This is a genomic window from Pseudomonas sp. MF09156 (assembly GCF_059862305.1).
The window spans coordinates 1038981-1057052 of record NZ_JCBCUR010000001.1; the positions used below are offsets into that span (position 1 = coordinate 1038981).

Sequence of the window (18072 nt, forward strand, 5' to 3'; positions counted from 1 at the left end):
TTACTCCTCGACGTGCACGCTATCAAGATAAGTGCGTACCGCCCATAAGGCTTCCTGGCTCAGGTAGTCGGCCATTTTAGGCATGTACACCCGGCCATCGCGCACGGCACCGTGGCGCACCCGTTCGACGAACCACTCGTCCCCGGCATCGCCCTCATCGAGCATGCGCAGGTCCGGCGCGATCCCGCCGGACTTGGCTTCCAGGCCATGGCACGCGGCGCAGTTCTGGTTATAGGCCGAGGCGCCGACTTCCACGGCCTTGTCATGTTCCGGCGACTGGCGATATGGGTTCACCGCCGCCCAGCCGTCCGCATCCAGCGTCACGCCGGCATCCTTGACCGGCGTCAGTCCCTTGGTTTCCACGGCAGTGGGTGTGACGTTGCCATGGGCCCAGGCGGAGCCTGCGCCGATCACCCCGGCCAACAGGCCGGCAACCAGCAAGGCGTTGCGTTTTGTTGTCATTATTGTCCCCTCAGGATTGCACGCAAAACCTCTCTACAGAGGCTATGGCAACCATCATAGGAACGCCTCGCCAGGGCCCGTATGCTGCTTTGGTGGCCGGGTTCTACTCCCTTCGTAGTAAGGCTTGCGGGCCCCTGCTAAATCAGATGCGGTTCGGGAAATTGTCCCGGCTACACCGGGATATTTTCCGTATCCCTGTGCCCCATCCAGCCAGCAACCTGTGCAGGCCAAAACCTCCACTGGGAACTGCAACCATGACAATAAGATCGCTACCCGCCCTCTCGCCGCTGAGCCTTGCCGTGCAGGCTTTCCTGCTGGTCGGCAGCCTGTCCTTGAGTGCGGCGAGCTTCGCCGCTGCCGAACCTGCCAAGCAGACGCGCAACGTCACCTGGGAAGACATTGCCAACGACCACCTGACCACCAAGGACGTGCTGCAATACGGCATGGGCACCAACGCCCAGCGCTGGAGCCCCCTGGCCCAGGTCAACGACAAGAACGTTTTCAAGCTCACACCGGCCTGGTCCTACTCGTTCGGTGACGAGAAGCAACGCGGCCAGGAATCCCAGGCCATCGTCAACGACGGCGTGGTGTATGTCACCGGCTCCTACTCCCGGGTATTCGCCCTCGACGCCAAGACCGGCAAGCGCCTGTGGACCTACAACCACCGCCTGCCCGACAACATTCGCCCGTGCTGTGACGTGGTCAACCGCGGGGCGGCGATCTTTGGCGACAAGATCTACTTCGGCACCCTCGATGCACGCCTGATCGCCCTCGATAAAAACACCGGCAAAGTGGTGTGGAACAAGAAATTCGGCGACCACGCCGCCGGCTACACCATGACCGGCGCCCCGGTGCTGATCAAAGACAAGGTCACCGGCAAGGTCCTGCTGATCCACGGCAGCTCCGGTGATGAATTCGGCGTGGTCGGCCAGCTGTTTGCCCGCGACCCGGACACCGGCGAAGAAGTGTGGATGCGCCCGTTTGTCGAAGGCCACATGGGCCGCCTCAATGGCAAGGACAGCACCACCACCGGCGATGTGAAAGCACCGTCCTGGCCGGATGATCCAACCACCGAAACCGGCAAGGTCGAGGCCTGGAGCCACGGCGGCGGCGCCCCTTGGCAGAGCGCCAGTTTCGATGCCGAAACCAACACCATCATCGTCGGCGCCGGCAACCCAGGGCCGTGGAACACCTGGGCGCGCACCTCCAAGGACGGCAACCCCCACGACTTCGACAGCCTCTACACCTCCGGCCAAGTGGGTGTCGATCCAAGCACCGGCGAAGTGAAGTGGTTCTACCAGCACACGCCAAACGATGCCTGGGACTTCTCCGGCAACAACGAGCTGGTGCTGTTCGACTACAAGGACAAGGACGGCAAAGTGGTCAAGGCCACCGGCCACGCCGACCGCAACGGCTTCTTCTACGTGGTCGACCGCAACAACGGCAAGCTGCAGAACGCCTTCCCGTTTGTCGACAACATCACCTGGGCCAGCCATATCGACCTGAAGACCGGCCGCCCCGTGGAAAACGAAGGCCAGCGTCCGGCCAAGCCGCTGCCGGGTGAAACCAAGGGCAAATCGGTGGAAGTCTCGCCGCCGTTCCTCGGTGGCAAGAACTGGAACCCCATGGCCTACAGCCAGGACACCGGCCTGTTCTACATTCCGGGCAACCAGTGGAAAGAGGAATACTGGACCGAAGAGGTCAACTACAAGAAGGGCTCGGCGTACCTGGGCATGGGGTTCCGCATCAAGCGCATGTATGACGACCACGTCGGCACCCTGCGCGCGATGAACCCGACCACCGGCAAGGTGGTATGGGAACACAAGGAAGCCCTGCCATTGTGGGCCGGCGTGCTGGCGACCAAGGGCAACCTGGTGTTCACCGGCACTGGCGATGGCTTCTTCAAGGCCTTCGACGCGAAAACCGGCAAGGAGCTGTGGAAGTTCCAGACCGGCAGCGGCATCGTCTCCCCGCCGATCACCTGGGAACAGGACGGCGAGCAGTACATCGGCGTGACGGTTGGCTACGGCGGCGCGGTGCCGTTGTGGGGCGGCGACATGGCCGAGCTGACCAAGCCGGTGGCGCAAGGCGGGTCATTCTGGGTGTTCAAGATCCCGAGCTGGGATAACAAGACCGCGCAAAAATAACCCCCGTTGATGATCGTTCCCACGCTCTGCGTGGGAATGCTTCCCAGGGCGCTCCGCGCCCCAACGGCCACCACGAGATCCCCGCCATGAACTACCTGCCCCTCTTACTTCTGCTGTCCCTCCCCCTGGCCTACGCCGACGATGGCGACGACCAACCCCTGGTCATCAACGGCTGCACCATCGCCCCCCACAGCCAATGCCCCGGCGCCAACCTCAAGGGCGCCAACTTGCGTAACGAGGATTTGAGCAAAATGAACCTGGCCGGTGCCGACCTGCGCGAGGCCGACCTGCGCCACGCCAACCTCGACCTGGCCAACCTGGAAAAAGCCCAACTGCAAGGCGCCAACCTGACCCGCGCCAGCCTGCAACAAGCCAACCTGCGCCTGGCGGATTTCAGCGGTGCCACCTTGATGGCCGTGCAAGGCTGGGGCATGTTCGCCCAGGGTGCACAGTTCGAAAACGCCAACCTCAGCGCCGCCTACCTGCAATTTGCGCGGCTGTCGGGGGCCAAGCTGCACAAGGCCAACCTGCGTGCCGCGGACCTGGAAATGACCTGGCTGAGCAAAGCCGACCTGCAAGGTGCGGACCTCAGCGATGCCAACCTGCAAGAAGCCAAGTTCGGTGAAAGCAATCTGGAACAGGCCACCCTCACCGGCACCCGCCAGCACTATGCAAACTTCCAGGATGCGAATATGGAGGGCTGCAAGGACTGCCCCACCACTTGGGACCGTTAACCTGTGTAGGCGCCGGCTTGTCGGCGCCTACAGAGGTGCGATTTATCCCGCCGCCCGCACCACGCCCATATCAATCCCCACATGCACTAACTCCGCATGGGAGCTGACCTGCAATTTGCTCTTGAGCAAGGTCAGGTGATTGGACACGGTCTTGCTGCTGATGCTCAGTTGATCAGCAATAGCCCGGGTGGGCGTGCCCTTGGCGAGCATCAGGAAGATCTCCAACTCGCGGGCGGTCATGCCCTGCAGGCGGTGATCGACCGGGTGATAGGCCAGCTCGGTGGCCAGGGCCTGTTCGATATAGGTGTGGCCGTCGAGAATGCGCTGCACCGCCTCGTTCATCACCGCAGGCGTCGCGCCCTTGGTGATGTAACCCGCAGCGCCGACCTCCAGGGCCTGGCGTACCAGGGGCAGTTCCTGATGCTGGCTGAAAAACAGCACGCGCAATTGCGGCAGGCGCTGGCGCAGGCGGCGGGTGGTCTCCAGGCCACTGATGCCCGGCAGGCCAAAACCGGTGATCACCAGGTTCGGCACCGCCTCCTGCACCCGCGCCAGCGCCTCTTCGCCACTGCCCGCCTCGCGCACTTCCACGCCCGGTAGCCGCGCCCGCAACAGGCTGCTGTAGCCCAGGCGCACCACGGCGTGTTTGTCGACCAACAGGATATTCATGAGGCATGTGCCGGCATCACCAGCAGCGGCGCCGGGCGCGGGCCGTGGAGCTTGTCCACGCCGATCAGGCTGACAATCAGCAAAAACGGCAAGAGCAGCGCCTTGAGGATTCGCATGATCGTACAACTCCCGGGGATGATCGTTGCCTTGCATGCTAGAGCCCCCGGGCACGCGGTGAATTACTACTTTGGTACTGGTTTTGCTGTCTATCGTCGCATTCCCAAGGCAGCGCGACTGGCATGTAATGGGCGCATAACTATAAGGATCGTACCTGCCATGCTGCCCGCCCGACTGACCCTGGTTGCCGTGCTGTCGCTGACCCCGCTGCTGGCGGCTGCCCAGCCGCCCACTGCGCTGTTTTCCAGCGACGGCTACCGCATCAACCTCTATCGCAGCCCCACGCCTGCGCACCTGCCGGGCGCGACCATCGTCGACACCCCTGCCCTGCAAGCGCTGCTGGCGCAACAACCGCGCCCGGTGCTGATCGACGTCTACCGCCGACAATGGCTGCACGGCCAGTTCATCGAAGACCAGCCCCACGCCAACCTGCCCGGCAGCCATTGGCTGGCCAATACCGGCGATGGGGAGCTGACGCCAGAATGGCAAAGCTACTTTGCCCGCCACCTGTATACCTACAGCGGCGGTAACCTTGCACACCCGTTGGTGTTCTACTGCCGCTCAGATTGCTGGTTGAGTTGGAACGCGGTAAAACGGGCCAATGCCTTGGGCTATAGCGCTGTGTATTGGTATCGCGATGGCCTGGACGCGTGGGAGGCAGCCAAGCTGCCAGTCGCCGCAGCACACCCTGAGCCCTTTGAGCTTGCCCCCTGAAAAACCACAATAAAAAGGTGAACGGCCATGTATAAAATTCTGATTGCCGACGATCACCCGCTGTTTCGCGAAGCGATCCATAACGTCATCAGCGACGGTTTTGCCGGTAGCGAAGTGATGGAAACCGCCGACCTGGACAGCGCCCTGGCCCTGACCCAGGAGCATGACGACCTCGACCTGATCCTGCTGGACCTGAACATGCCCGGCATGCACGGCCTCAACGGCCTGATCAACCTGCGCAACGAAGCACCGACGATTCCGGTGGTGATCGTCTCGGCCGAGCAGGACAAGCAGATCGTGCTGCAGGCCATTACCTACGGGGCGGTCGGCTTTATCACCAAGTCCTCGCCACGGGCGCAGATGACCGAGGCGATCCAGCAGATCCTCAATGGCAACGTGTACCTGCCGCCGGACATCATCCGCACCCAGAAAAACCCCGGCCAGCGGCGCATGCACGACAACCCGGCCTTCGCCCCGGAACTGCTCCAGGCCCTCACGCGCAAACAGCTGCTGGTGCTGGAACGCATGACCAAGGGCGAGTCGAACAAGCAGATTGCCTACACCCTGGAAATTGCCGAGACCACGGTGAAGGCCCATGTGTCGGCGATCCTGCGCAAGTTGAATGTACATAACCGGGTGCAGGCGATCTTGAGCGCTGGAGATATCGACTTCGGCTCCTACCTGCGGCGCTGATTTTCCTGACGACTGAGATCAAAATGTGGGAGCGGGCTTGCTCGCGAATGCGGTGGGTCAGTAATGAATGTATTGACTGACCCACCGCATTCGCGAGCAAGCCCGCTCCCACATTTTTGATCGAGATTGTGTCAGGGGCGGCCCAAGAGGTGGCTCATGGCAGTCTTGAGTTTCATCGGCCGCACCGGCTTGTGCATCAAGGTGTGCCCCAGCTCGCGGATCTGCAGTTTCAGCTCGTTGCTATAGTTGGCGGTGATCATCATCGCCGGAATCGCACTGGCCCGCCGCGCATTGATCCTGGCCACCGCGTCCACGCCATTCTGTTCGTCATCCAGGTGGTAATCAGCAATCAGCAAGTCCGCCTGGGCATGGTAGTTGTCCACCTGGCGTGCCAGGTCCTGCTCGGACAAGGCCGTCACCACCTGGCAGCCCCAACCCTCCAGTAAAGTGCGCATGCCGGCGCAGATCGCCGCGTCGTTATCCAGCACCCACACCCGCGCACCCTGCAAGCGCTCGAGCATCGGCTCGCTCATCACCGGCATAGGCAAGACCCTGGGTGCGGTGCTGCTCAACGGCACCTCCACACTGAACATCGAACCCCGGCCCGGCCATGAGCGCACGCTGATCCGATGCCCGAGAATCCTGGCGATTTTCTCCACAATCGCCAGGCCCAGGCCCAGCCCGCGATCCTGGTCGGGACGTTGCACATCGCCGCGCTTGAACTCCTGGAAAATCTCCTCCAGGCGCTCCTCGGCGATGCCCATACCAGTGTCCCAGACCTGGATCGACAAACGCTGATGCTCACGCCGGCAACCCAGCACCACGCGCCCGCCGTAGGTGTAGCGAATGGCATTGCTCAACAGGTTGCGCAAGATCCGCGCAAGCAACTGGATATCGCTGCGCACCAGGGCCGAGCAGCCAATAAAGTGCAGCTGCAAGCCTTCGCTGCGCGCCACTTGGGTGTATTCGGCGGCGAGGTTGTCCAGCAGTTCGCTCAAGGCAAATGGCGCGATATCGGCCTTGATCACCCCGGCATCGAGCTTGGAAATATCCACCAGGGTGCCCAGCAGGTTTTCCACATCTTCCAGGGAATTGCTGACGTTGCGCACCAACGTTTCGTTGGCCACCGGGTCACGGCGTTCCAGCAAGGCCCCGGTAAACAGGCGGGCGGCATTCAGCGGTTGCAGCAGGTCATGGCTGACCGCCGCCAGAAACTTGGTTTTCGACAGGTTGGCCTGCTCGGCTTCCAGCTTGGCTTCGCGCAGGCGCGACTCCACGCGGCGGCGCTCGTCGATTTCCTGCAACAGCTGGTCGTTGAGCGAGGTCAGCTCGGCCGTGCGCTCGCGTACCCGCAGCTCCAGGTTCTGATACGCCTGGTGCAGGGCCTCGGCGGTGCGCCGGCGTTCGGTGATGTCGCGGATCAGCACAAAGATCCCCACCACCTCGCCACTGGCCAGGCGATTGGGCACATAGGAGCGCAGCATGTAGCGCTCCTGGTGGTTGATGTTGGTTTCGGCGAACTCAAAGGTCACGCTCTCCCCAGCCAGCGCCTGCGCCACGTAGGCTTCCAGGCGCTGGTAATGCTGTTCGCTGTGGGCCTGGCGCAGGCTTTTGCCGAGCATCGCGCCCTGCGCCCAGCAATACCATTGCTCGTAGACCTTGTTGGTGAACTCGTAGACCAGGTCGGCATTGAGGTAGGCAATCAACGCCGGCACATGGTCAGTGATCAGGCGGATCCAGCGTTCGCTTTCCTGGGATTTCTGCGCGACGGCCTGTTCACGGCGCAAGGTTTCCGCCAGTTTGACGTCGGTGATGTCGGTAAACAGAATCACCCGCCCGCCGTCCTGGGTCGGCCTTTCGCTAACTTGCAGCCAACGGCCGTTATCCAGGCGGTAAAACAGGGTTTCATCGGCATGCCCATGGGCTTCTTCGGTGAACAGGCCGTTGACCGTCATCAACCGCTTGACCTCGCGCAGGCCCATGCCCGCGACAATCTGCACCGGGCTATTGCTCCAAAATCCCTGGAAGCGGCTGTTGAACAACACGATGTGCTGGTGTTGGTCGAACAGCACAAAGGCATCGGAAATGCTCTCGATGGCATCGATCAAATGCTGGTGCGCGGTTTCCGCCCGCAGCCGCGCCTCGCGCAGCAGATGGTTGCTGGCCTTGAGTTCGGCCATCGCCTGGTTGAGCGCATCGGTACGTTCGCGCACCTGCTCGGCCAGCACCACCGAATGCTGGAACGCCGCATAGGGGTCGTTGCCACGGGTCGCGCCGGACTCGACGCGCTCGATCAGCGCGGCGTTGATCCGCGCCAGCTTGCGATTGTCCTGCTGCAGGGCGCGGATCTGCGCGTGCAGTTCAGCGCTGTCCAGGGGTTCGACCACGGGCAATGGCGACCCCGGTAAAGGTCTGGTTGATGTGCATGCCATTGAACTGTTCTCCGTAGGTGTTGAACCCCATCACCCGTTGCTCGCGCAAAAAGGCGCCGATCGGCTCCAGGGCGCCGTGCTCTTCGAGCTCCAGGCGCCGCAGGAAACAGTCGCAGCCAATGGTCAGCAGCAAGTCGCCAAGGCGCGCTTGCAGGCCGTCGAACAGGGTCTGCAGGTTGGGCAGGATCGGCCCCGGGGTCATGGCGGTGAGGACGATGCCGTTTTCCACCGCGCAGTAGAAACTCAAGCTCAAGTCGTCGTGGACCTGCTGGATCGCCCGCACGTAGTACTGATCATTGACGCGCACCGCCAACGGGTGGGCGGCGAAGATCCGGTGATCAAGTTGCGCCACGGCCACGCCGATATGCCGCGCGTATTCCTCGGCGGCAGGTTCGGCGTTCAATTCAAAGACCCGTCGCGAGGCGCTGTCCGCCCCTGTCACCACCAGCTTCTGTGCCAAGGGCAGGATGTGGTGGGTGGTGAACACCTCGAAATCCAGCCAGGTATTGACCAGCACCACCACCGCCGCGCCGCTGTGAAAGGCGCCGTCGAAATACACGTGGGTGTGGGTCAGGTGGTTGTCATCGCCGGCCGAACCGCCAAAATGGGGGATATCACCAAGCGCCGCGCTCAGGGCGGCGAGGACCATTTCTTCACGGCTGGACAGGCCATCGAGCAGGGTCAGGGCAAAGCTGTTGCCCTTGATCGGCGCCAGGGTGTTGCTGCGACAGCCGCCCACCAGGCGTTCGACCATTTGTTGCGCGTCGATCAGGCTGAAGTGCTCGACCTGGTCGATCAGCTCGGTGGCGATGGAAAAGTGCGCGTGGTCAAACCCCACCGCCGTCACGCAATTGCGCCCGTACCCCTGGGGTGTGATCTCGCCGGCACTGGTGCAACCCACCACACGAACACCACCGAAACTGTGTTGCAGGGCCTGGCCGAGGGCTTGCAGGTCGTAGGTGGCAGAGCAGAAGAACAGCACGAAACCCAGGTACGGGTGCAACAACTGGCGCGCCAGCTCATCGGCCACCTGCCGCGCCTCGCTGGCCTGGGACATGGCTGTGACTACGCCTTCGCTGTGCACCTGCTGCATGGTCATCTCCCCGTTGAAGCTCAAGTGTACGAACGCGCGGGGTGGCGACCTATGCTACTTGGGTACTGGGTCGGGGCTTCGATGGGATGAGAGCCACCGAGCAACAGATGAATCTCTGTGGGAACAGGCTTTGTGTGGGAGCTGGCTTGCCTGCGATTGCATCACCGCGGTGTAACTGATCCACCGAGTCGCAAGCATCGCAGGCAAGCCAGCTCCCACATAAGCCAGCTCCCACACGTTTGACCGTATTCCAGGTCATTACCAGGTCAGCACCGCCCCCACCGCAAAGGTATCGGTATCTTCATTCTGCGCACTGGTGTCGTGGCCGGTGATTTCGAACTGGTTGTACTCGGCCACCAGCTTCAGGTTGTCGTTGATGTCATGGAACAGGGCAATGCCACGGGTTTGGTAGTCGGCACCGCTGCCGACCACGCCGTTGCCATCGTCCTTGGTCTTGCCGTAGGACAGCGCCAGGCGGTTCTTGCCCAGTTTGTAGGAGCCCTGCAACAGGTAGCCGTTGCTGTCGACATTGCGCAAGGTGGCTTCCCCGGCGTTGTTGGTAAAGAAGGGGTTGATGCCCTTGGCCTGGAAGCCGGAACCGGTAAGCGACAAGCCGCCCATCTTCGCCTGCACGCCATAGCCCAGGCCCTTGGAGGTCACCGACTCGACGCTGGAGTCGGTGTTGTCCGAGGTCTGGTAGCTGCCGTTGAGCCAGCTGTAGATCTTCGCCCCGCCCACGTCGAACTGGTAGGTGATCTCGCTCTCGGTGCGCGGGTTCTTCTGGTAGGCCTTGCCCAGCGCGCTGCTGTCGTTGGTGTCGACCGGGTCCATGATGCCCACGGCCACCCGCAGGCCTTCCATTACCGGGGTGCGGTAGGTGATCTGCGAGGTGGGGAACGGGTACGGGTAGCCGCTACCGATGTTGCCGAACGACACCCCGCCGCCGTCCACCAGGCCCAGGCTGTCGCTGACCTGGCCGTAACCTGCGAGCAGTTCGTCGAGCAGGATGTTGGAGCGGGCGAACAGACCGAAGTCCTTGCCGATCAGCACTTCGCCCCACTCGGGGTTGGCCACGGTGCCGTAGAACTGGCGCACGTCGATGGCGGTGTCAGTGCCGTTGGTTTCACTGTCGTTGATGGTCACCCAGAACGAAGCACGGGCGCCGAGCTTGAGGTCATCGACCTGCTTGCCCATGTTGAAGCCCAGGTAGTTGGGCAAAAACCCCATCTTCACCCGCGACTGGCGCCGGTCGTACTGCTCGCCGGCACGGTCCACGTCGCTGTTGACGTAGAAGGCGTTGATATAGCCATCGGTGGAGAAGGTGGTCTCGTCCTTGTCGTACAGCACGATCTCGGCCTGGGCCAGCGAGCTCAAGCCGAGGCTGGCGATAAAGGCTGGCAACAAACGACGGGGGAAGTTCTTATTGTTATGCATGGCGCGCTCCGGCGACGGGGGTCTGGGTGTCGGAGGCGATTATCGAAAGCCGGGCAGCGCGGTTAAACGCTGCCTTGGAGGGGGATGCGCGGTGCTTTGGAGGGCGCCGAGGGCCCGCCACTTAAGGCTTACACCAGTAGGCGCGGGGTTGGGGTCAAAGGGCGTTGAACAACATCCCGCCTGCCACCACGACACACAGGCTGGCAAAACCGATTTGCAGGGCCCGCGCCGGGACCCGCGAGCCCAGGCGCCGGCCAGCAAGCATGCCGACGATGCTGGCGCCAATAAATACCCAGCCGAGGGTGTCGATCACCACCCCGGCATGGAACGCACCGACCACGCCAATCAGCGAGATCAGGCTGATCACCATCAGCGAGGTGGCGACAATCCCGCGCATCTGCACGTCGGTCAGTTGCTTGAACGCCGGCACGATCAGAAAACCGCCGCCTACGCCCAGCAGGCCCGATACTGCGCCGGTTACAGCGCCCAGGGCGGCCAGGGTCGCGGTGCATTTGGCGGTCCAGGAAAAACGCCCGGTCTGCTGATCGAGCATGCAGTTTTTTTGCCCCCAGGACGCGGCGCCATGGTCGCTGGGGCCGGCCTCGACTTTCTCGCGCCGCAGCATGCGCCATGCCACCAGCACCATCAGCGCGCTGAACAGGCCCATCAGGATCTTGTCCGGCAACTGATGGGCAAAAAACACCCCCAACGGCGAAAACAGCGCGCCGAGCAACGCGATCAACAGCGCCGCGCGGTAACGCACCAGGCCATGGCGCAAGCCATCAAGCGCTCCAACTGCCGCTGCCGCGCCGACCGCAAACAACGACACCGGCGCCGCTTCGGTCATGGTCAAGCCCAGCCCCAGGACCAACGCCGGCACACCGAGAATCCCGCCCCCGGCCCCGGTCAACCCCATGACCAGGCCCATCAACACACCCAAAAAACTTGCCAGCAGCATAGGGTTCTCTCACTCCACCTTGGCCAGACGGGTCAGCCATTCGCGGCCCTTGAGCATGCCGTTCCAGTAGAACCACGGCAGCAGCGTCGCCTTCAAGAACCACGCCGAACGCCGCGCCACCGTCGGGTCGAGGGCAAAGGTCGGCAGTAATCGGCCGCCATAACCGAACTCGGCCAGCACCACCTTGCCCTTCTCCACCGTCAGTGGGCAGGAGCCATAACCGTCGTACTTGAGCGGCAACGGCGCCTGTTTGCGCAGGGCCAGCAGGTTCTCGGCCACCACCACGATTTGCTTGCGCACCGCGGCAGCCGTCTTGGCATTGCTGGTGGAGCACACGTCGCCCAGGGCGAAGATATGCGGGTAACGCACCTGTTGCAGGCTGTGGGGGTCGACCTCGCACCAGCCAGCGGCGTCGGCCAGTGGGCTGTGGCGGATAAAATCCGGGGCCACTTGTGGCGGCACGACGTGCAGCATGTCGAAGGATTTCTCCTCGATGCTGATGTTGCCTGCGGCGTCCTTGACCTCGAACCAGGCCTTGCGCGCCGGGCCATCAACCTTGATCAGGTTGGAGTTGAAGGCCAACTGCGCGCCGTATTTCTCGACATAGTTCATCAACGGCGGCACAAAGGTCGCCACACCAAACAGCGCGGCACCGGCCAGGTTGAATTCGACGTCGATGTTGTTCAGGTCACCCTGCTTGAGCCAATGATCGCAAGACAGGTACATGGCCTTTTGCGGCGCGCCGGCGCATTTGATCGGCATGGCCGGCTGGGTAAAGATCGCCTTGCCGCCCTTGAGTTGTTGCACCAGTTGCCAGGTGTAGGGCGCGTGCTGGTAGCTGTAGTTGGAGGTAACGCCGTTGTGGCCCAGGGTCTGCTCCAGGCCTTCGATTTTCTCCCAGGCCAGGCGCAGGCCGGGGCAGACGACGAGGTTGTTCCACGTCACGCGCTGGCCGCTGTCGAGCACCAGGGCCTGTTCGTCGGGCAGCAACTGGCTGACCGCCGCCTGCACCCAGGTCACGCCATCGGGCAATACCCGGGCCATGGGGCGCATGGTCTTGCGGATGTCATGGGCGCCGCCGCCCACCAGGGTCCAGGCGGGCTGGTAGTAATGTTCGGCGCTGGGTTCGATCAGGATGATATTGAGTTGCGGGTCGCGCTTGAGCAGGCTGGCCAGCAGGCCGATGCCTGCCGAGCCGCCGCCGATGACCACGATGTCGCCACTGATGGTCGGTCCCCAGTGTTGGTCGTTCATAGTCCTGGCCTTTCTTATTTCAACAATGCACACAAGGGTCGTTGCCGTTTGGCGTCACGCCCCGTTCAGAATCGATCCTTTGCTTCGGGTCGTTTGTTTCACTAAGCTCGCAAGCCTATGTGGAAATCACCTCGAATGTAAGCTGCTATCAGCTACCCAGGACACCGTCATGCCCGCGTTGATTCAATCCTTTCTGGACGAGGCATCGTCAACCTACACCTACGTCGTCTATGAAACGCCCGGCAGCCCCTGTGCCATCGTCGATTCAGTGCTCAACTACGACCCGGCCTCGGGGCGTACCGACACGACCCAGGCCGACAAAGTGATTGCCTTCGTCCGTGAACGAGGCCTAAAGGTGCAATGGCTGCTGGAAACCCACGCCCACGCCGATCACCTGTCCGCCGCGCCCTACCTGCGCCGGCAATTGGGCGGCAAGATTGCAATTGGCCAGTCCATCAGCAAAGTCCAGGATGTGTTCAAGAACCTGTTCAACCTGGAGCCGGAGTTCCGGGCCGACGGGTCGCAGTTCGACCATCTGTTTGCTCCCGACGAGATCTTCCACATCGGCAACCTCAAGGCCCAGGCCCTGCACGTGCCTGGGCACACTCCGGCGGACATGGCCTACCTGATCGACGACCAGATGATCCTGGTGGGCGACACCCTGTTCATGCCTGACGTCGGCACCGCCCGCTGCGACTTCCCCGGCGGCGATGCACGCCAGTTATATGCCTCGATGCGCACGTTGCTGGCCTTTCCCGGCGAGACGCGCCTGTATGTGTGCCACGACTATCCGCCTGAAGGCCGCGCGGCCAAATGCCTGACCACCGTGGCCGAACAGCGCGCGGGCAATATTCATGTGCATGACGGGGTGGACGAGGCGGCGTTTGTGCAGATGCGCACCCAGCGCGACGCCGGGCTTGGAATGCCGACCCTGTTGCTGCCGGCGATCCAGGTGAATGTGCGGGCGGGCAATATGCCGCCGGCGGAAGACAATGGCGTGACCTACCTGAAGATCCCCCTCAACCAGCTTTGATGCAGGAGCTGGCTTGCCGGCGATGGTGGCCTGCCTGATCCACCGTCATCGCCGGCAAGCCGGCTCCTACAACGGTTTGCGTCAGGAGCCCAGGTTGATGCCATTGGCCGGCAGAGGCAGCGCGGTCTTGTAGCGCACTTGCTTGAGCGCAAAGCTGGAGCGGATGTTCGCCACCCCCGGCACCTTGGTCAGGAAATCCATCATAAAGCGCTCCAGCGACTGGATGGTCGGCACCAGCACCCGGATCAGGTAGTCCGGGTCGCCGGCCATCAGGTAGCACTCCATCACCTCCGGCCGGTCGGAAATCGCGCCCTCGAACTGCTGCAGGGCTTCCTCGTTCTGTTTCTCGAGGCTGACGTGGATAAACACGTTGACGTGCAGCCCCAGCAAATCGGCATCCAGCAGCGTGACCTGGTCACGGATCAAGCCCAATTCCTCCATCGCCTTGACCCGGTTGAAACACGGCGTGGGCGACAGGTTGACCGAGCGTGCGAGGTCGGCGTTGGTGATGCGGGCGTTCTCCTGGAGGCTGTTGAGAATCCCGATATCGATACGGTCCAGCTTGCGCATGAGACAAAACCACCTGTTTATTATGTTTATGCAGATTTTTTATCCTCAAATGATCTCAGGCGCAACCAAACAGAGATAAATATTCTCCGCGGCCCGGCCTATGATTGTTGTAGGACAAGATTTCTCCTACCCGGGGAATGACTGTCAGCTAAGCGCGCCCACTACAAGAAATTCACAAGATCGAGCGTAGAAAGCCATGACCCAGCATTACGAACCGCTGCGCCTGCACGTTCCCGAACCCTCGGGCCGTCCTGGTTGCAAGACCGACTTTACCTACCTGCGCCTGACCGACGCCGGTACGGTGCGCAAACCCGCCGTAGACGTAGAACCCGCCGACACCGCCGACCTGGCCAAGGGCCTGATCCGCGTGCTCGACGACCAGGGCCAGGCCCTGGGCCCATGGGCTGAAGGTGTGCCGGTAGAGATTTTGCGCCGTGGCATGCGTGCCATGCTCAAGACGCGGATCTTCGACAACCGCATGGTGGTCGCCCAGCGTCAGAAAAAGATGTCGTTCTACATGCAAAGCCTTGGCGAAGAAGCCATCGGCAGCGCCCAGGCCCTGGCCTTGAACATCGACGACATGTGCTTCCCCACCTACCGCCAGCAAAGCATCCTGATGGCCCGCGAAGTGCCGCTGGTCGACCTGATCTGCCAACTGCTGTCCAACGAGCGCGACCCGCTCAAGGGCCGCCAGTTGCCGATCATGTATTCGGTCAAGGACTATGGCTTCTTCACCATTTCCGGCAACCTCGCCACCCAATTCGTACAGGGCGTGGGTTGGGGCATGGCCTCGGCGATCAAGGGCGATACCAAGATCGCCTCGGCGTGGATTGGCGATGGCGCCACCGCTGAATCAGACTTCCACACCGCCCTGACCTTCGCCCACGTATACCGCGCGCCGGTGATCCTCAACGTGGTCAACAACCAGTGGGCGATCTCCACCTTCCAGGCCATCGCCGGTGGTGAAGCCACCACCTTCGCCGGACGCGGCGTGGGCTGCGGCATCGCCTCCCTGCGGGTCGACGGCAACGACTTCATCGCGGTGTACGCCGCCTCTGCCTGGGCTGCCGAACGCGCCCGCCGCAACCTCGGCCCGACCCTGATCGAATGGGTCACCTACCGCGCCGGCCCGCACTCCACCTCCGATGACCCGTCCAAATACCGGCCTGCCGATGACTGGAGCCACTTCCCCCTGGGCGACCCGATTGCCCGCCTCAAGCAGCACCTGATCAAGATTGGCCAGTGGTCCGAAGAGGAACACGCCACGGTCAGTGCACAGCTTGAAGCCGAAGTGCTCAGCGCGCAAAAAGAAGCCGAACAGTACGGCACCCTGGCCGGTGGCCAGATTCCAAGCGCCGCGAGCATGTTCGAAGACGTTTATAAAGAGATGCCGGAGCACTTGAAGCGCCAGCGTCAAGAGTTGGGGATCTGACATGAACGATCACAACAATAAAATCGAGCTGGAAACCGCCATGACCACGACCACCATGACCATGATCCAGGCCCTGCGCTCGGCCATGGATGTGATGCTTGAGCGCGACGACAATGTGGTGGTGTTCGGCCAGGACGTCGGTTACTTCGGCGGCGTGTTCCGTTGCACCGAAGGCTTGCAGACCAAGTACGGCACCTCGCGGGTGTTTGACGCACCGATCTCCGAAAGCGGCATCGTCGGCGTGGCCGTGGGCATGGGCGCCTATGGCCTGCGCCCGGTGGCCGAGATTCAGTTCGCCGACTACGTGTACCCGGCCACCGACCAGATCATCTCGGAAGCGGCGCGCCTGCGTTACCGCTCGGCTGGCCAGTTCACCGCGCCGTTGACCATGCGCATGCCTTGCGGCGGCGGCATCTACGGTGGGCAGACTCACAGCCAGAGTATCGAAGCGGTGTTCACCCAGGTCTGCGGCCTGCGCACGGTGATGCCGTCCAACCCCTATGACGCCAAGGGCCTGCTGATCGCCTCCATCGAAAACGATGACCCGGTGATCTTCCTCGAGCCCAAGCGCCTGTATAACGGCCCGTTCGACGGCCACCACGACCGCCCGGTGACCCCGTGGTCCAAGCACCCGCAAGCCCAGGTGCCGGACGGTTACTACACCGTACCGCTGGATGTAGCCGCCATCGTGCGCCCAGGCTCGGCCGTCACGGTGCTGACCTACGGCACCACTGTTTATGTGTCACAAGTGGCCGCCGAAGAAACCGGGATCGATGCCGAAGTCATCGACCTGCGCAGCCTGTGGCCGCTGGACCTGGAAACCATCGTCAAGTCGGTGAAAAAAACCGGCCGTTGCGTGGTGGTGCATGAAGCCACCCGTACCTGCGGTTTTGGTGCCGAGTTGGTGTCTTTGGTGCAAGAGCACTGCTTCCATTACCTGGAAGCGCCTATCGAGCGTGTGACCGGTTGGGACACCCCCTACCCCCACGCACAAGAGTGGGCGTATTTCCCTGGCCCGACCCGTGTGGGCGCGGCTTTGCAACGGGTCATGGAGGTCTGAATGGGCACGCACGTTATCAAGATGCCGGACATTGGCGAAGGCATCGCAGAAGTGGAATTGTCGGTCTGGCACGTCAAGGTCGGCGACATGGTCGTGGAAGACCAGGTGCTGGCGGATGTGATGACCGACAAGGCGATGGTGGATATTCCCTCGCCGGTCCACGGCAAGGTGATCTCACTGGGCGGTGAGCCGGGTGAAGTCATGGCGGTGGGCAGTATCCTGATCAGCATTGAAGTCGAAGGCGCGGGCAATACCCGGGAGTCGGCGTTGTCGGCCGTGGTTGAAGAAGCCGCGCCGGCCCCGAAAGCCGAAATCAAGGCGCCGGTGGCTGAAAGCAAACCGGCCGCCAAGCCGGTGGTAGCGGCCCAGGCTCCGGTGGCCCGGGACGCCAATGAGCGCCCGCTGGCCTCCCCCGCCGTGCGCAAGCACGCGCTGGACGCCGGGATCCAGCTGCGTCTGGTGCAGGGCTCGGGCCCGGCCGGGCGCATTCTGCATGAAGACCTCGATGCCTATCTGCAACAGGGCAACACCCGCGCCTCGGTCGGCGCCAACCCGTATGCCGAGCGCAATGACGAAGAGCAGATCCCGGTGATCGGCATGCGCCGCAAGATCGCCCAGCGCATGCAGGATGCCACGCGCCGCGCTGCGCATTTCAGCTACGTCGAAGAGATCGACGTGACGGCCCTGGACGACTTGCGCGTACACCTCAATGAAAAACACGGCGCCAGCCGCGGCAAGCTGACGTTGTTGCCGTTCCTGGTGCGCGCGATGGTCGTGGCCTTGCGCGATTTCCCACAGATCAACGCGCGTTATGACGACGAAGCCCAAGTCATCACCCGCCTTGGCGCGGTGCATGTGGGCGTTGCCACCCAGAGCGATGTCGGCCTGATGGTGCCGGTGGTGCGTCACGCCGAGGCCCGCAGCCTGTGGGGCACCGCCGAAGAAATCACTCGCCTGGCCACTGCCGCGCGCAATGGCAAGGCCAGCCGTGACGAGCTCTCGGGCTCGACCATCACCCTGACCAGCCTCGGCGCGTTGGGCGGGATTGTCAGCACTCCGGTGCTGAACCTGCCGGAAGTGGCGATTGTGGGTGTCAACCGCATCGTCGAGCGGCCAATGGTGATCAAGGGGCAGATCGTGATCCGCAAGATGATGAACCTCTCCAGCTCCTTCGATCACCGGGTGGTCGATGGCATGGACGCGGCGCAATTCATCCAGGCCATCCGTGGCCTGCTCGAACAACCCGCCAGCCTGTTCCTGGAGTAAGGGC

At 62.6% G+C, this 18072-nt stretch carries 16 protein-coding genes; 8 read left to right on the plus strand and 8 right to left on the minus strand.

The window, feature by feature from the left end; genetic code table 11:
• Nucleotides 1-462 carry a cytochrome c-550 PedF gene (gene pedF, locus AC19YY_RS05015; protein ID WP_169954421.1) on the minus strand — a complete coding sequence of 154 codons (462 nt, stop codon included), beginning with the start codon at nucleotides 460-462 and terminating at the stop codon, nucleotides 1-3.
• 254 nt (nucleotides 463-716) lie between these two features.
• On the opposite strand from pedF, the gene exaA reads away from it, so the two are divergent.
• Both exaA and AC19YY_RS05025 read left to right on the plus strand, forming a co-directional pair.
• On the plus strand, nucleotides 717-2609 hold the full coding sequence (gene exaA, locus AC19YY_RS05020) for a quinoprotein ethanol dehydrogenase (RefSeq protein WP_169954422.1): 1893 nt from the start codon (nucleotides 717-719) through the stop codon (nucleotides 2607-2609).
• An 86-nt stretch (nucleotides 2610-2695) separates the two neighbouring features.
• Nucleotides 2696-3343 (plus strand): pentapeptide repeat-containing protein, encoded by a 648-nt coding sequence (locus AC19YY_RS05025; protein WP_169954423.1) that lies wholly within the window; start codon nucleotides 2696-2698, stop codon nucleotides 3341-3343.
• 42 nt (nucleotides 3344-3385) lie between these two features.
• Here AC19YY_RS05025 and AC19YY_RS05030 read toward each other — a convergent pair whose 3' ends face one another.
• Complete coding sequence (locus AC19YY_RS05030) at nucleotides 3386-4012, minus strand: response regulator (RefSeq protein WP_500603910.1); 627 nt, start codon at nucleotides 4010-4012, stop codon at nucleotides 3386-3388.
• A 276-nt stretch (nucleotides 4013-4288) separates the two neighbouring features.
• Here AC19YY_RS05030 and AC19YY_RS05035 point away from each other — a divergent pair, with 276 nt between their 5' ends.
• Nucleotides 4289-4843, plus strand: a complete 555-nt coding sequence (locus tag AC19YY_RS05035) for a PQQ-dependent catabolism-associated CXXCW motif protein (RefSeq protein ID WP_169954425.1) — start codon at nucleotides 4289-4291, stop codon at nucleotides 4841-4843.
• 27 nt (nucleotides 4844-4870) lie between these two features.
• On the plus strand, nucleotides 4871-5536 hold the full coding sequence (locus AC19YY_RS05040; RefSeq protein WP_029296512.1) for a response regulator transcription factor: 666 nt from the start codon (nucleotides 4871-4873) through the stop codon (nucleotides 5534-5536).
• A 131-nt stretch (nucleotides 5537-5667) separates the two neighbouring features.
• On the opposite strand, the gene AC19YY_RS05045 is transcribed toward AC19YY_RS05040, so the two are convergent.
• From AC19YY_RS05045 to AC19YY_RS05065, 5 genes are all read right to left on the minus strand, one after another.
• On the minus strand, nucleotides 5668-7929 hold the full coding sequence (locus AC19YY_RS05045; RefSeq protein ID WP_169954426.1) for a hybrid sensor histidine kinase/response regulator: 2262 nt from the start codon (nucleotides 7927-7929) through the stop codon (nucleotides 5668-5670).
• Nucleotides 7898-9061: a nitric oxide-sensing protein NosP gene (nosP, locus tag AC19YY_RS05050; protein ID WP_170043150.1), complete on the minus strand. Its 1164-nt coding sequence runs from the start codon at nucleotides 9059-9061 to the stop codon at nucleotides 7898-7900. The genes AC19YY_RS05045 and nosP overlap by 32 nt, the downstream gene beginning before the upstream one ends.
• 258 nt (nucleotides 9062-9319) lie before the next feature.
• Complete coding sequence (locus AC19YY_RS05055; RefSeq protein WP_169956121.1) at nucleotides 9320-10495, minus strand: porin; 1176 nt, start codon at nucleotides 10493-10495, stop codon at nucleotides 9320-9322.
• Between the two features lie 154 nt (nucleotides 10496-10649).
• Nucleotides 10650-11453 carry a sulfite exporter TauE/SafE family protein gene (locus tag AC19YY_RS05060; RefSeq protein ID WP_170043151.1) on the minus strand — a complete coding sequence of 268 codons (804 nt, stop codon included), beginning with the start codon at nucleotides 11451-11453 and terminating at the stop codon, nucleotides 10650-10652.
• A 9-nt stretch (nucleotides 11454-11462) separates the two neighbouring features.
• Complete coding sequence (locus AC19YY_RS05065) at nucleotides 11463-12707, minus strand: NAD(P)/FAD-dependent oxidoreductase (protein ID WP_500603911.1); 1245 nt, start codon at nucleotides 12705-12707, stop codon at nucleotides 11463-11465.
• 169 nt (nucleotides 12708-12876) lie between these two features.
• On the opposite strand from AC19YY_RS05065, the gene AC19YY_RS05070 reads away from it, so the two are divergent.
• Nucleotides 12877-13740 (plus strand): MBL fold metallo-hydrolase, encoded by an 864-nt coding sequence (locus AC19YY_RS05070; RefSeq protein WP_492634418.1) that lies wholly within the window; start codon nucleotides 12877-12879, stop codon nucleotides 13738-13740.
• Between the two features lie 81 nt (nucleotides 13741-13821).
• On the opposite strand, the gene bkdR is transcribed toward AC19YY_RS05070, so the two are convergent.
• On the minus strand, nucleotides 13822-14310 hold the full coding sequence (bkdR, locus tag AC19YY_RS05075) for a Bkd operon transcriptional regulator BkdR (RefSeq protein WP_169956129.1): 489 nt from the start codon (nucleotides 14308-14310) through the stop codon (nucleotides 13822-13824).
• A gap of 196 nt (nucleotides 14311-14506) precedes the next feature.
• Between bkdR and AC19YY_RS05080 the strand changes: the two genes are divergently transcribed.
• From AC19YY_RS05080 to AC19YY_RS05090, 3 genes are read left to right on the plus strand one after another with little or no spacing between them, the layout of a single operon-like run.
• Nucleotides 14507-15742: a 3-methyl-2-oxobutanoate dehydrogenase (2-methylpropanoyl-transferring) subunit alpha gene (locus tag AC19YY_RS05080; protein ID WP_169956131.1), complete on the plus strand. Its 1236-nt coding sequence runs from the start codon at nucleotides 14507-14509 to the stop codon at nucleotides 15740-15742.
• A gap of 1 nt (nucleotide 15743) precedes the next feature.
• Nucleotides 15744-16802: an alpha-ketoacid dehydrogenase subunit beta gene (locus AC19YY_RS05085; protein WP_029296529.1), complete on the plus strand. Its 1059-nt coding sequence runs from the start codon at nucleotides 15744-15746 to the stop codon at nucleotides 16800-16802.
• Nucleotides 16803-18068 (plus strand): dihydrolipoamide acetyltransferase family protein, encoded by a 1266-nt coding sequence (locus AC19YY_RS05090; RefSeq protein ID WP_169956133.1) that lies wholly within the window; start codon nucleotides 16803-16805, stop codon nucleotides 18066-18068.
• Nucleotides 18069-18072: the final 4 nt, after the last annotated feature.

Excerpts from the sequence above, each read along its gene's own strand:
- nosP (WP_170043150.1), bottom strand. The coding sequence starts at position 9,061 with ATGCAGCAGGTGCACAGCGAAGGCGTAGTCACAGCCATGTCCCAGGCC.
- bkdR (WP_169956129.1), bottom strand. The coding sequence starts at position 14,310 with ATGCGCAAGCTGGACCGTATCGATATCGGGATTCTCAACAGCCTCCAG.
- AC19YY_RS05085 (WP_029296529.1), top strand. The coding sequence starts at position 15,744 with ATGAACGATCACAACAATAAAATCGAGCTGGAAACCGCCATGACCACG.
- exaA (WP_169954422.1), top strand. The coding sequence starts at position 717 with ATGACAATAAGATCGCTACCCGCCCTCTCGCCGCTGAGCCTTGCCGTG.
- AC19YY_RS05030 (WP_500603910.1), bottom strand. The coding sequence starts at position 4,012 with ATGAATATCCTGTTGGTCGACAAACACGCCGTGGTGCGCCTGGGCTAC.
- AC19YY_RS05070 (WP_492634418.1), top strand. The coding sequence starts at position 12,877 with ATGCCCGCGTTGATTCAATCCTTTCTGGACGAGGCATCGTCAACCTAC.
- AC19YY_RS05025 (WP_169954423.1), top strand. The coding sequence starts at position 2,696 with ATGAACTACCTGCCCCTCTTACTTCTGCTGTCCCTCCCCCTGGCCTAC.
- AC19YY_RS05035 (WP_169954425.1), top strand. The coding sequence starts at position 4,289 with ATGCTGCCCGCCCGACTGACCCTGGTTGCCGTGCTGTCGCTGACCCCG.
- AC19YY_RS05040 (WP_029296512.1), top strand. The coding sequence starts at position 4,871 with ATGTATAAAATTCTGATTGCCGACGATCACCCGCTGTTTCGCGAAGCG.
- AC19YY_RS05080 (WP_169956131.1), top strand. The coding sequence starts at position 14,507 with ATGACCCAGCATTACGAACCGCTGCGCCTGCACGTTCCCGAACCCTCG.
- AC19YY_RS05065 (WP_500603911.1), bottom strand. The coding sequence starts at position 12,707 with ATGAACGACCAACACTGGGGACCGACCATCAGTGGCGACATCGTGGTC.
- AC19YY_RS05090 (WP_169956133.1), top strand. The coding sequence starts at position 16,803 with ATGGGCACGCACGTTATCAAGATGCCGGACATTGGCGAAGGCATCGCA.
- AC19YY_RS05055 (WP_169956121.1), bottom strand. The coding sequence starts at position 10,495 with ATGCATAACAATAAGAACTTCCCCCGTCGTTTGTTGCCAGCCTTTATC.
- AC19YY_RS05060 (WP_170043151.1), bottom strand. The coding sequence starts at position 11,453 with ATGCTGCTGGCAAGTTTTTTGGGTGTGTTGATGGGCCTGGTCATGGGG.
- pedF (WP_169954421.1), bottom strand. The coding sequence starts at position 462 with ATGACAACAAAACGCAACGCCTTGCTGGTTGCCGGCCTGTTGGCCGGG.